The organism is Mycobacterium alsense (assembly GCF_002086635.1).
Lineage (GTDB): Bacteria > Actinomycetota > Actinomycetes > Mycobacteriales > Mycobacteriaceae > Mycobacterium > Mycobacterium alsense.
Genome location: NZ_MVHD01000061.1, coordinates 18,623 through 31,565, shown reverse-complemented (window position 1 = coordinate 31,565; position 12,943 = coordinate 18,623). Strand labels below are relative to the sequence as shown.

Sequence of the window (12,943 nt, the reverse complement as noted above, 5' to 3'; positions counted from 1 at the left end):
GCCGGGACCGGGGCCGACGCGCTGGGCGGCGGGGTCACGGTCGTCACCGTCTCGGGCGGCAACGCCGGCGCCGAGGCGCGGGGCATGGGGCTCGGCGATGCGCTGGGCGGCGCGGAGGTCAGCGTGCGCGGGGCCGGGGCCCCGACGGTCGCCTTGGTCGACGCGCTGTCGCCGCTGTTGATGATGACCGCGGTCGCGATGGCGCCGACGGCCACCACGATGCCCAGGATCGCCGCCGCCGGACGCCAGCGGGCATCCGCCGGCCACGCGAGCTCGCCGTAGCCGCCCAGGACGTCGGTGTCGGCTCCGTCGTAGGTGTCGTCGTCGGGGCAGTCGTGAACCGGGCCGAGACGATCGGTCAGCATGTTTCTGATGGTGCCGATGTTACTGATGTGAAAATGCCGGAACCGGGGCGCGAGGGCCATGTTGGCCGAGCTGGGAGCGAATCGTTATCTTCGGGCCGACGACGTTTCGCTCACCGCGAACCACGCCCGGGGGGCACCTGCACCGCGCCGGCGTCCACTAGCCTGCTGCTGACACGTCGGACGACTACTGCAATACCTGCGACAGCATCGGAAGGGGCCACGGTGGAGGTCAAGATCGGGATCACGGACAGTCCGCGCGAGCTGCTCTTGTCTAGTGCGCAGACACCCGCCGAAGTCGAGGAGCTCGTCGCCGCCGCACTGCGCGACGCCTCCGGGCTGCTCAGCCTCAGCGACGAGCGGGGCCGCCGCTTCCTGATCCAGAGCGCCAAGATCGCCTACGTCGAAATCGGTGTCGCCGACGCCCGCCGGGTCGGGTTCGGGATCGGGATCGGCGCCGAGGCCGCAGGAAAGGCCGCTAAGGGCGAGTAAGCGGCACGTGGGACAGCCCGCCCCAGGCGAACTGGACGGTGCCCTCGACGGCGTCGGACTTGGAGATCGGGCGGTCGGAGTCCAGCCAGTACCGGGCGCAGTCCACGCTGATGCCGACCAGCCCCACCGCGATCATCCGGGCGCGGTGCGGATCGAGCCCCGAATCGGCGCTGATCAGGTCGAAAACGGCGTCGATGCACGCCTCGGTGGCCACCCGCACCTGCGCGGCGACCTCGGGCTCGGTGACGTAGTCGTTCTCGAAGATCAGCCGGTAGCCCTGGCTGTCGTGTTCGATGAAGTCGAAGAACGCCTGCACCGCCGCGTGCAGCCGCTGCCGGTTGTCGGTGGTGGTGCGCAGGGCCTGCTGCACGCCGGAGACCAGGTTCTCGACGTGCCGGTTCAGGACCGCCAGGTAAAGCTCCAGCTTGCTCGAAAAGTGTTGGTACAGCACGGGTTTGCTGACCCCGGCCCGCTCGGCGATCTCGTCCATCCCGGCCGCGTGGTAGCCATGGTTGACGAAGACGTCGCTGGCGACGATCAGCAGTTGGCCACGGCGCTCGTCGCGGGGCAGGCGGTTGCCGCGCCGGTTGGCGCTCACGATGCCATCCGGCGGGCCGTCGCCCGGCCGAACACGCGCGGCCGGTTTGACGGCACGTCGTGCCGCCGCCTTGGCGAGATCGCTCATCGATTCCTCATTCGATCGTTGCAACTGGCCGTCCACCCGCCGGGGCCAGCCGCGCGCGGCTAGTCGCAACGACCTTACTACCCGCAGGGCCTTCCCGATCGCTATCGCCGCAGTCCGCGCCCGTGGTGGCGGGGGCGCACGGCGCATTCGGGCGCGCCGAGGGCGGTCGCCGCGTGCGCTGTGCAATCCTGGGAAAATGACGTCCCAGCGGCCCGCGCGCGGCACCGGCCGGGTTCCGGTGCTGCGCGACGAATGGCGCGAACCGCTGCGGGCGCTGCGTGACCCGATCGCCGGCGACGCCGGCCGCGCCCGGGTCGACCGGGACCGGTCCCGCCGCTGGCGCAAGCAGACGTGGTTGGGCCGGTTCGTCTCCACCTACGGTTGGCGCGCGTACGCGTTGCCCGGGCTGGTGGTGCTGACCGCGCTGGTGATCTACCAGACGGTGACCGGCACCGGAGCGCCGAAACCGACGGCGACCCAATCCATCCAGGGCACGCCGGACATCGAGGCGGTGGGCACGTCGATCCTGGACGCGCCGCCGCGCGGGCTCGCCGCCTTCGACGCCAACCTGCCGGCCGGGACGCTGCCCGACGGCGGCCCCTTCACCGAGGCGGGCGACAAGACGTTTCGCGCCGTTCCGGGCGTCACTCCACAGTTCGGCCAGGGCACGGCGAAGGTCTTTCGCTACACCGTCGAGGTCGAAAACGGCGTCGACGCCACGATGTTCGGCGGTGACGAGGCCTTCGCGCAGATGGTCGACCAGACGCTGGCCAATCCCAAGGGGTGGACGCACAACCCCCAATTCGCGTTCGTCCGGGTCGACGCAAACGAGGCAAACAACCCAAACAACAAGGCAAAGCCCGACTTTCGCATCTCGCTGGTGTCCCCGGTGACGGTGCGCGGCGGCTGCGGATACGAGTTCCGGCTCGAGACGTCGTGCTACAACCCGGTTTACGGCGCCGAGCGGCAGGCCAGGGTCTTCATCAACGAGGCGCGCTGGGTGCGCGGGGCGGTGCCGTTCGAGGGCGACATCGGGTCCTATCGGCAGTACGTGATCAACCACGAGGTCGGCCACGCCATCGGTTACGTGCGCCACGAACCCTGCGAGCAGCAAGGCGGGCTGGCTCCGGTGATGATGCAGCAGACGTTCTCCACGTCGAACGACGACGCCGCGAAGTTCGACCCCGACTTCGTCAAGGCCGACGGCAAGGTCTGCCGGTTCAACCCCTGGCCGTATCCGATCGCCTGACCCCGGTCCGCGCAGGTCCCGAGCCCGCCGTCGCGCCGGGAAGCAACGCCGGTTGTTTGCCGTTGCTTGTGGCAACTGCTGTGATGGAAAGAGCAGGCAAGGCAACCGTCAAGCCAACCGAGGAGATGGTCGGTGTCGACATCCCAGATGTCCCAGACATCACTGCCAGGACTGCCACCACTGGTCGAGCCCGCGGCCCGCCTGAGCCGCGACGAGGTGGCCCGCTACAGCCGCCACCTGATCATCCCCGACCTGGGGGTCGACGGGCAGAAGCGGCTCAAGAACGCGCGGGTGCTGGTGATCGGCGCCGGCGGTCTCGGCGCGCCGACGCTGCTCTACCTGGCCGCGGCCGGCGTCGGCACCATCGGCATCGTGGACTTCGACGTCGTCGACGAGTCCAACCTGCAGCGCCAGATCATCCACGGGGTGGCCGACGTCGGCCGGTCCAAGGCCCAGTCGGCGCGCGACTCGATCGCCGCCATCAACCCGCTGGTCGACGTGCGGTTGCACGAATTCCGCCTCGGGCCCGGCAACGCCGTCGACCTGTTCGGGCAGTACGACCTGATCCTCGACGGCACCGACAACTTCGCCACCCGATACCTGGTCAACGACGCCGCGGTGCTGGCGAAAAAGCCGTACGTGTGGGGGTCGATCTACCGCTTCGAGGGCCAGGTGTCGGTGTTCTGGGAGGACGCGCCCGGCGGGCGGGGCCTGAACTACCGCGACCTCTACCCCGAGCCCCCGCCGCCGGGCATGGTGCCGTCCTGCGCCGAGGGCGGCGTGCTGGGCATCATCTGCGCCTCGATCGCGTCGGTGATGGGCACCGAGGCCATCAAGCTGATCACCGGCATCGGCGAACCGCTGCTGGGCCGCTTGCTGATCTACGACGCGCTGGAGATGAGCTACCGCACGATCGGGATTCGCAAGGACCCGTCCACGCCGAGGATCACCGGGCTGATCGACTACGAGGACTTCTGCGGCGTGGTGTCCGACGACGCGGCGCGGGCCGCGACCGACTCGGCGATCACCCCGCGCGAGCTGCGCGAGCTGATGGACTCGGGCAAGAAGCTGGCCCTGATCGACGTGCGCGAGCCCGTGGAGTGGGACATCAACCACATCGACGGCGCCCAGCTGATCCCGAAGTCGTCGATCACCTCCGGCGAGGGGCTGGCCAAGCTGCCGCACGACCGCACGGCGGTGCTGTACTGCAAGACGGGCGTGCGCTCCGCGGAGGCGCTGGCCGAGGTGAAGAAGGCCGGGTTTGCCGACGCGGTGCATTTGCAGGGCGGGATCGTGGCATGGGCCCGGCAGATGCAGCCCGACATGGTCATGTACTGACGCAATACCGCAGCTGGGCTGCACTAGGCTGGGCGCGTGAGTGTCGAGCCACCGCCGGAGCATGTGCTGGCGGCGTTCGGCTTGACCGGCGCGAAGCCCGTTGCCCTGGGGGCCAGCTGGGAGGGCGGCTGGCGATGCGGCGAAGTGGTCCTGTCGATCGTGGCCGACCACGCGCGCGCGGCGTGGTCGGCGCGGGTGCGCGAGACGCTGTTCGTCGACGGCGTGCGACTGGCCCGGCCGGTTCGTTCGACCGACGGGCGCTACGTGGTGTCGGGGTGGCGGGCGGACACCTTCGTCGCCGGCACGCCGGAGCCCAGGCACGACGAGGTCGTCTCGGCGGCGGTGCGGCTGCACGAGGCGACCGGCAAGCTGGAACGCCCCCGATTCTTGACCCAGGGGCCCACCGCGCCGTGGAGCGACGTCGACGTCTTCATCGCCGCCGACCGCGCCGCCTGGGAGGAACGGCCGCTGGCCTCGGTGCCACCGGGGGCGCGGGCCGCGCCGCCGACGGCCGACGGCGAACGGTCGATGGAGCTCATCGGCCAGCTCGCCACAATGCGCAAGCCGACCAAGAGTCCCAACCAGGTGGTGCACGGAGACCTTTACGGCACAGTCCTTTTCGTGGGCACCGCGGCGCCGGGCATCACCGACATCACGCCCTACTGGCGGCCGGCGTCGTGGGCCGCGGGCGTCGTCGTCGTCGACGCGCTGTCCTGGGGCGAGGCCGACGACGGACTCATCGAACGCTGGAACGCGCTGCCCGAGTGGCCGCAGATGTTGTTGCGGGCGTTGATCTTCCGCCTGGCGGTGCATGCGCTGCACCCGCGGTCGACCGCCGAGGCGTTCCCGGGACTGGCCCGCACCGCGGCGCTGGTCCGGCTGGTGCTCTAGTTCTGCTCCGGGAACTCGTAGCGGATCTCGTCCAGGGCGATCCGGCCGTCGACGGCCAGCACACCTTCGGCGCGCAGGTGCTCGAGCTGCCGGGTGGTCAGATGCCGCGCGGGTCGCCCGGACGCGGTGATCACCCGGTGCCAGGGCAGGTCCGAGGAGTCGGTCCGCATGATCCACCCCACGATGCGGGGGCTGGAAAGCCCTGCGACGGCGGCGATGTCGCCGTAGGTGGCGACCCGACCCGACGGGATCGACGCGACCAGCGCGCGCACGCGCTCGACCTGCTCGTCGGTCACCGGCGCCACGGTCAGCGGGCCTCCAACAGCTCGCGGACCAGCGCCGCCACTTCGGTGGGCCTGGCATAGGGCACCATGTGGTTGCAGTCGAAATCCAGCAGCCGGAACTCGGGCCCCAACCGCCGCTGCAGCCCGGCGATCAGTTGATCGCCGACGTATGGCGGCGAGGTCTGCTTCGCGCGCACCAGCACCGTCGGCGTTCCGGCCGGCGGCAGCACGGCATCGCGGGCCAGCTCGCTCCAGTACGACATCATCGCCGGCAGGCTGACGCGCCAGCCGTATCGCCCGTTGGGCAGCTCGACGAGGTGCTCGCCGATCTCGACGTCGAGCCACGCCTGGTCCACGTCGGCCCAGGAGCCGGTCGCCTTTTCCAGGCGGGCCTCGTCGGGGTCCGGGTAGTCGGGCGAGGAGAACATCGCGTGGGCGATGTCGCGCATCCAGCCCCCGTCCAGCCCGACCGCCGGATCGAGCAGCAGCAGCGCCGCAACTCGCTCCGGGCGGGCCGCGGCCAGCCGCATGGCCAGCGCGCCGCCGAAGGAGTGGCCGACCACGAGCGCCGGGGCTTCGGCTTCGGCGTCGAGCAGCGACGCCAGCGCCGCGACGTTGGCCTCGATGGTCCACGGCGCCGCCCACGACGACCTGCCGTGGCCGATCAGATCCGGTGCGGCGATGGCGATTTCGGGCAGGAAGCCGGCGAGGTGCCGCCAGCGCCCCCCGTAACCGGTCAGCCCGTGCAGGGCGAGCAGCCGCACCGGACCGGCCGGGCCGTAGCGGTGCACGTGCAGGTCGGCGGTCACCCGTCGATGGTGCCAGTCGCGGCTGCGGGCGTCGTCGGGGCCCGCCCCACTACGCGTCGTCCAGATCGTCGTCGACGACCGGGACGACGAAAGCCTGGTCGATCAGGTCGGCCTCGTTGGCGTCGCGCTCCCGTGCGGCGGCGTTCACGTACTCGACGTCCAGACCGGCCTCCTCGAATTCCGGGTCGTACTCGGCGTGTTGCTCCGCGGCGTCCGCTTCGGGCACTCCGTCGTCTGGGCCTGCTGACACGATCTCGATCCCTCCTCGGGAGTTGGGGCTTTCTGGTTCCAGTATCCGGATGCCGCGCCGGGTTGTCAGACCCCCGTGGTTGCATGCAGCCATGCCACACACCTGGACCGACGAGGCCGCCGCCGTCGCGGCGCCCGGCCTGCGCGGGCGGGTGCGTGTCCTGGGCGGGCCCGGCACCGGCAAGAGCGCCCTGCTCGTCGACGCCGCGGTCGCCCGGATCGGCGCCGGCGCCGGCCCGGAATCGGTTCTGCTGCTTACCGGTTCGGGCCGGCTGGGGATGCGCGCGCGCAGCGCGCTGACGACGGCGCTGCTGCGCGCCACCGGCTCCGGCCGGGCCGCGGTGCGCGAGCCGTTGGTGCGCACCGTGCACAGCTACGCCTACGCCGTGCTGCGGCGCGCCGCCGAGCGGGCCGGTGACCCGCCGCCCCGGCTGGTCACCGGCGCCGAACAGGACGCCGTCATCCGGGAACTGCTGGCCGGCGACCTCGAGGACGGCCCGCGCGCGGCGACGGCGTGGTCGGCCCACCTGCGGCCCGCCCTGCGCACCGCCGGCTTCGCCACCGAGCTCCGAAACCTGTTGGCGCGCTGCTCCGAACGCGGGATCGACCCCCAGCAACTGCAGCGGCTGGGTCGCCGGTGCCGCCGCCCGGAATGGGTGGCCGCCGGGCAGTTCGCGCGGCAATACGAGCAGGTGATGTTGCTGCGGGCGGCGGTCGGCACGGCGGCGCAGGCCGCGGCGCCGGCGCTGGGCGCCGCCGAGCTGGTCGGCGCGGCGCTGGAGGCCCTCGCGGTCGACCCCGGACTGCTGGCCGCCGAACGCGCGCGGCTGCGCGTCCTGCTGGTCGACGACGCCCAGCAACTCGACGCGCAGGCGGCCCGCCTGGTTCGGGTGCTGGCCGCGGGCGCCGAGGCGACCCTGATCGCCGGCGACCCCAACCAGGCGGTGTACGGCTTCCGGGGCGGCGATGCGTCCGGGCTGTTGTCCGACGAGTCACCGGCGGTGACGCTGACGGTGTCGCACCGCTGCGCGCCGGCCGTGGCGCGCGCCGTCAGCGGTGTCGCGGCCCGGCTGCCCGGCGGGGGCGCGGGCCGGCGGATCGACGGCAGCGGGGCCGAGGAGGGATCCGTCACGGTGCGCCTGGCCGCCTCGGCGCACGCGGAGGCGGCGATCGTGGCCGATGCGCTGCGGCGCGCGCATCTGGTCGACGGGGTGCCCTGGTCGCAGATGGCGGTCGTGGTCCGCTCGGTGCCGCGGGCCGGCGCGCGGCTGCCGCGCGCGCTGGCCGCCGCGGGCGTGCCGGTGGCCGCGCCCGCCTCGGGTGGAGCTCTGTCCGACGAGCCCGCCGCCCGGGCGCTGCTCACCGTTTTGGCCGCCACCGCCGACGGGCTGGACGGCGCGCGGGCCCTGGCGCTGCTGACCGGGCCGATCGGCCGCGTCGACCCGGTGTCGCTGCGACAGCTGCGCCGCACGCTGCAGCGCGCCCATCCCGATTGCGCGGCGGGCGACGTCGGGGCCCTCCTGGTCGAGGCCCTGTGCGCCGACGCGCCGCGCCCCGGGCCGCTGCGACGGGTGCGCGCGGTGCTGGACGCGGCCGCGCGTTGCCACCGCGCCGGCCAAGACCCCCGCTACACCCTGTGGGCCGCCTGGCACCGGTCCGGCCTGCAGCGGCGCTGGCTGACGGCCAGCGAACGCGGCGGCCCGGCCGGCGCCCAGGCCACCAGGGACCTGGCGGCGGTGACCGCCCTGTTCGACGTCACCGACCACTACGTGGCGCGCACGCCGGGTGCGTCGCTGCGCGGGCTCGTCGAGCACGTCGGGGCGCTGCGGGTGCCCGGCGCCAACACCGAGCCGGCCGTGGGGGCCGAGCAGGTCCGGGTGCTCAGCGCGCACGCCGCGCTGGGGCACGAATGGGACTTCGTGGTCATCGCCGGACTGCAGGAGGGGTTGTGGCCCAACACCGTTCCGCGCGGCGGCGTGCTGGGCACCCAGCGGTTGCTCGACGCTCTCGACGGCGTCACCGAGGACGCCTCGGTGCGGGCGCCGCTGCTGGCCGAGGAGCGCAGGCTGCTGGTGGCCGCGATGGGCCGGGCCCGGCGGCGGCTGCTGGTGACCGCCGTGGATGGCGACGCCGGCGACGCGGGCGGGGCCGACGGGGAGGCCGCGCTGCCGTCGGCGTTCTTCGGCGAAATCGCGCGGTGGGCCGGCGACGCCGGCGAAACCCTTGACGCCCAACCGGTCTCGGCGCCCCGGGTGTTGTCCGCGGCGGCGCTGGTGGGCCGGCTGCGCGGCGTCGTGTGCGCCCCCGACGGCGCGGTGGACGACGCCACCCGCCGCCGCGCGGCCACGCAGTTGGCGCGGCTGGCCGGGGCGGGGGTGGCGGGCGCCGACCCGGCCGGCTGGCACCGCCTGATCCCGGTCAGCACCGGCGAGCCGCTGCGGGGTCCCGGCGACGTGGTCACGCTGACGCCGTCGACGCTGCAGACGCTCAACGACTGCCCGCTGCGCTGGCTGGCCGAACGCCACGGCGGGACCGACGCGCGGGACCTGCGTTCGACAATCGGCTCGGTGCTGCACGCGCTGATCGCCGAAACGGGACGGACGGCAACGGAATTGCTGGCCGAGCTGGACCGCGCCTGGCGGCACCTGCCGTTCGACGCGCCCTGGCACGCCGCCAACGAGCTGGCCCGCCACCGCGCCATGATCGAGGCGTTCCTCGAGTGGCGGGCCCAGACCCGCGGCGAGCTCACCGAGGTCGGCGTCGAGGTGGACGTCGACGGGACCCTCCCGGCGGCGGGGGCGGGCGGCGGCGAGATCCGGCTGCGCGGCCGGGTCGACCGGCTGGAGCGCGACGCGGCCGGCCGGCTGGTGATCGTCGACGTCAAGACCGGCAAGACCCCGGTCAGCAAGGACGACGCGCAACGACACGCGCAGCTGGCGACCTACCAGCTGGCGGTGGCCGAGGGCCTGATCCCCGCCGGCACCGAGCCCGGCGGCGCGCGGCTGGTCTACGTCGGCAAGACGGGCGCCGCAGGCGCCACCGTCCGCGAGCAGGACCCGATGACCCCGGCCGCCCGCGACGAGTGGCGCGAGCTCGTCCGGCGCGCGGCCGACGCCACCGCCGGGCCGGAGTTCGTCGCCCGGCGCAACGACGGCTGCGCGCACTGCCCGATCCGGCCGAGCTGCCCCGCCCACGCCGACGGGTCGGCGCCGTGAGCCCCCGCCACAGCCCGGCCGAATTGGCTTGCGCGCTCGGGCTTTTCCCGCCCACCCCCGAACAGGCCGCGGTCATCGCCGCGCCGCCGGGCCCGCTGGTCGTCATCGCGGGGGCCGGCGCCGGCAAGACCGAGACGATGGCCGCGCGGGTGGTGTGGCTCGTCGCCAACGGCTACGCCCAGCCCGGCCAGGTGCTCGGGCTGACGTTCACCCGCAAGGCCGCCGGCCAGTTGCTGCGCCGCGTCCGGTCCCGGCTGGCCCGCCTGGCCGGCTTGACCTCCGCCGGCACGGCCGGCCTAGCCGGCCCGCCCGGCGATCTCGCCGAGCCCGACGCCGCCCCGGTCGTCAGCACCTACCACGCCTTCGCCGGCTCGCTGCTGCGCGAGCACGGCCTGCTGTTGCCCGTGGAGCCGGACACCCGGCTGCTCGGCGAGACCGAGCTGTGGCAGCTGGCCTTCGACGTCGTCAACGGCTACCGCGGCGAGCTGCGCACCGACAAGACCCCGGCCGCGGTCACCTCGATCGTGCTGCGGCTGTGGGGGCAGCTGGCCGAACACCTGGTGGACACCCGCCAGCTGCGCGACACCCACCTCGAGCTGGAACGGCTGATCCACGGCCTGCCCCCCGGCCCGTACCAGCGCGACCGGGGGCCCAACCAGTGGCTGCTGCGGCTGCTGGGCACCCAGACCGAGCGCGCCGAGCTGGTGCCTCTGCTCGACGCGCTGCACGAGCGGATGCGCGCCGCCAACGTGATGGACTTCGGCGCACAGATGGCCTCGGCCGCGCGGCTGGCGGCGGCGTTCCCGCAGGTCGGCGAGGAGCTGCGGGACCGCTACCGGGTGGTCCTGCTCGACGAATACCAGGACACCGGGCACGCCCAGCGCATCGCGCTGTCGGCGCTGTTCGGCGGCGGAGTCGACGACGGGCTGGCGCTGACCGCCGTCGGCGACCCGATCCAGTCGATCTACGGCTGGCGCGGCGCCTCGGCGACCAACCTGCCGCGGTTCGCCACCGACTTCCCCCGCTCCGACGGCACCCCGGCGCCCGTGCTCGAGCTGCGGACGAGCTGGCGCAACCCGCCCGAGGCGCTGCGGGTGGCCAACGCCGTCTCGGCCGAGGCGCGGCGGCGCTCGGTGGCGGTGCGCGCGCTGCGCCCCCGGCCCGACGCCCCGCCCGGAACCGTCCGCTGCGCGCTGCTGGCCGACGTGCGCGCCGAACGCGAGTGGATCGCCGAGCAGCTCCACCGGCGCTACCGGCAGGCGCACGCCGACGGGGTCAGCCCGCCGACCGCCGCGGTGCTGGTGCGCCGCAACGCCGACGCCGCCCCCGTCGCCGACGCCCTGCGCGCGCGCGGCATCCCGGTCGAGGTGGTCGGCCTGGCCGGGCTGCTGTCGGTCCCCGAGGTCGCCGATGTGGTGGCGATGCTGCGGCTGGTCGCCGACCCGACCGCCGGCGCGGCGGCGATGCGGGTGCTCACGGGCCCGCGCTGGCGCCTCGGCGCCCGCGACGTCGCCGCGCTGTGGCGGCGGGCGGTGGCCCTCGCGGGGGCACGCCCGGGCGGGACGCCCTCGCCCGAGGCGATCGCGCGGGCGGCCGGGCCCGACGCCGACGCCGCGTGCCTGGCCGACGCGATCGGCGATCCCGGCCCGCCCGCCTCCTACTCGCCCACGGGGTTTCGGCGCATCACCGCGCTGGCCGCCGAGCTGAGCGCCCTGCGCGGCCACCTCGGCCATGCCCTGCCCGACCTGGTCGCCGAGGTGCGCCGCGCGCTGGGCGTCGATTGCGAGGTCCGAGCGGCGTCGGGGGCCGCCCAGCCCTGGGCCGGCGCCGAACACCTCGACGCGTTCGCCGACGTGGTCGCCGCTTACGCCGAGCGGAGCAACGCCACCGCGGACGCGGCCGGCGGGGCGTCGGTGGCCTCGGTGGCCGGCCTGCTGGCCTACCTCGACGCCGCCGAGGCCGTCGAAAACGGCCTGCCGCCCGCCCCTCCGGCGGTCGCCCGCGACCGGGTCCAGGTGCTCACCGTGCACTCGGCCAAGGGCCTGGAGTGGCAGGTCGTCGCCGTGGCGCACCTGTCGGGCGGCATCTTCCCGTCGACCGCCTCGCGCGGCACCTGGCTCACCGACGCCGCCGAGCTGCCTCCGCTGTTGCGCGGCGACCGCGCCGCGGCGGGCTCGCTGGGCATCCCGGTGCTGGACATTTCGGCCGTCACCAACCGAAAGCAGTTGTCCGACAGCATCTTCGACCACCGTCGCCGCCTCGAGCAGCGCCGTGTCGACGAGGAACGCCGGCTGCTCTACGTGGCCATCACCCGCGCCGAAGACACCCTGCTCGTCTCCGGCCACCACTGGGGATCCAGCGGGGCCAAGCCGCGCGGCCCGTCGGAATTCCTGGCCGAGCTCAAGGACATCATCGACCGTTCCGCCGCGGCCGGCGATCCCTGCGGGGAGGTGGACCAGTGGGCCCCCGCGCCCGCCGACGGCGAACGAAACCCCCTGCGCGACACCGTTGTCGAGGCGACCTGGCCCGCCGACCCGCTGGCGGTGCGGCGCGGCGACGTCGAAGCCGGCGCGGCCATGGTGGCCCAGGCGATGGCCGGCGACCTCGAGGAGCCGGGCGACGTCGAAGGCTGGGCCGCCGACGTCGATGCGCTGCTGGCCGAGCGGGCCCGGTCGGAGTGCCCACCCGCCCGCGCGCTGCCCAGCCAGCTGTCGGTGAGCGGCCTGGTCGACCTGGCCCGCGACCCGGCCGGCGCGGCGCAGCGGCTGATCCACCGGATGCCCACCCGTCCGGACCCACACGCGTTGCTCGGCAACGCTTTTCACTCCTGGGTGCAGAAGTTCTACGGCGTCGACTCGCTGTTCGACCTCGGCGACCTGCCGGGCGCCGCGGACTCCGACGTCGGCGACACCGCCGAATTGGCCGCGCTGCAGGCGGCGTTCGCCCAATCGCGTTGGGCAACACGCACTCCCGTGGCCGTCGAGGTGCCCTTCGAGCTGCCCATCGGCGACCGGCTGGTCCGCGGCCGCATCGACGCGGTGTTCGCCGACCCCGACGGCGGCGCCACCGTGGTGGACTGGAAGACCGGCGAGCCCCCGCGCGGCGCGGAAGCCCGGCGGCAGGCCGCCGTCCAGCTCGCCGTCTACCGGCTGGCCTGGGCCGCGCTGTCCGGGGTGCCGGAGTCGTCGGTGCGCACCGCCTTCCACTACGTGCGCACCGGCGCGACGATCACCCCCGCCGAACTGCCCGACCCCGCGGACCTGGCCGCGCTGGCCGCCGATTCCGCCGACGAGCGCGCCGCGCGCGTCTAACCGTGGTTACATTTGAGTCGTGCTGGCGCCGTGCGGTGGGTTCGATGCGATAACGGAT

General features: G+C 74.0%; 10 protein-coding genes and 1 pseudogene. 6 read left to right on the top strand and 5 right to left on the bottom strand.

Going from position 1 to position 12,943, the window contains the following annotated elements:
* Window positions 1-383 (bottom strand): annotated as a pseudogene (locus BST11_RS23455) (MmpS family transport accessory protein); the annotation flags it as partial.
* Window positions 384-587: 204 nt separating this feature from the next.
* Here BST11_RS23455 and BST11_RS23450 point away from each other — a divergent pair.
* On the top strand, window positions 588-854 hold the full coding sequence (locus BST11_RS23450) for a DUF3107 domain-containing protein (protein WP_083140592.1): 267 nt from the start codon (window positions 588-590) through the stop codon (window positions 852-854).
* On the opposite strand, the gene fasR is transcribed toward BST11_RS23450, so the two are convergent.
* Window positions 841-1,539: an HTH-type transcriptional activator FasR gene (gene fasR / locus BST11_RS23445; RefSeq protein ID WP_083140604.1), complete on the bottom strand. Its 699-nt coding sequence runs from the start codon at window positions 1,537-1,539 to the stop codon at window positions 841-843. The genes BST11_RS23450 and fasR overlap by 14 nt on opposite strands.
* 196 nt (window positions 1,540-1,735) lie before the next feature.
* Between fasR and BST11_RS23440 the strand changes: the two genes are divergently transcribed.
* From BST11_RS23440 to BST11_RS23430, 3 genes are all read left to right on the top strand, one after another.
* The gene (locus BST11_RS23440; protein ID WP_083140590.1) at window positions 1,736-2,788 is read left to right on the top strand and encodes a DUF3152 domain-containing protein; all 1,053 of its coding nucleotides are present in this window, start codon (window positions 1,736-1,738) and stop codon (window positions 2,786-2,788) included.
* 147 nt (window positions 2,789-2,935) lie between these two features.
* Window positions 2,936-4,126, top strand: coding sequence for an adenylyltransferase/sulfurtransferase MoeZ (gene moeZ / locus BST11_RS23435; RefSeq protein ID WP_083140588.1), 1,191 nt, complete (start codon window positions 2,936-2,938; stop codon window positions 4,124-4,126).
* Between the two features lie 36 nt (window positions 4,127-4,162).
* Window positions 4,163-5,017, top strand: a complete 855-nt coding sequence (locus tag BST11_RS23430; protein WP_067320010.1) for a TIGR02569 family protein — start codon at window positions 4,163-4,165, stop codon at window positions 5,015-5,017.
* Here the strand turns inward: BST11_RS23430 and BST11_RS23425 are convergent.
* The 3 genes from BST11_RS23425 to BST11_RS23415 are packed head-to-tail and all read right to left on the bottom strand — an operon-like array spanning window position 5,014 to window position 6,363.
* Window positions 5,014-5,322: an MGMT family protein gene (locus tag BST11_RS23425; protein ID WP_083140586.1), complete on the bottom strand. Its 309-nt coding sequence runs from the start codon at window positions 5,320-5,322 to the stop codon at window positions 5,014-5,016. The two genes, BST11_RS23430 and BST11_RS23425, sit on opposite strands and share 4 nt — an antisense overlap.
* Window positions 5,323-5,324: 2 nt before the next feature.
* Window positions 5,325-6,110, bottom strand: a complete 786-nt coding sequence (locus BST11_RS23420; protein ID WP_083140584.1) for an alpha/beta fold hydrolase — start codon at window positions 6,108-6,110, stop codon at window positions 5,325-5,327.
* Window positions 6,111-6,159: 49 nt separating this feature from the next.
* Window positions 6,160-6,363: a hypothetical protein gene (locus tag BST11_RS23415; protein ID WP_372509673.1), complete on the bottom strand. Its 204-nt coding sequence runs from the start codon at window positions 6,361-6,363 to the stop codon at window positions 6,160-6,162.
* Between the two features lie 88 nt (window positions 6,364-6,451).
* On the opposite strand from BST11_RS23415, the gene BST11_RS23410 reads away from it, so the two are divergent.
* Entirely contained in the window at window positions 6,452-9,574 is a 3,123-nt protein-coding gene (locus tag BST11_RS23410) for an ATP-dependent helicase (protein ID WP_083140582.1), read from the top strand.
* Window positions 9,541-12,885 (top strand): ATP-dependent helicase, encoded by a 3,345-nt coding sequence (locus BST11_RS23405; RefSeq protein WP_276033579.1) that lies wholly within the window; start codon window positions 9,541-9,543, stop codon window positions 12,883-12,885. The genes BST11_RS23410 and BST11_RS23405 overlap by 34 nt, the downstream gene beginning before the upstream one ends.
* Window positions 12,886-12,943: the final 58 nt, after the last annotated feature.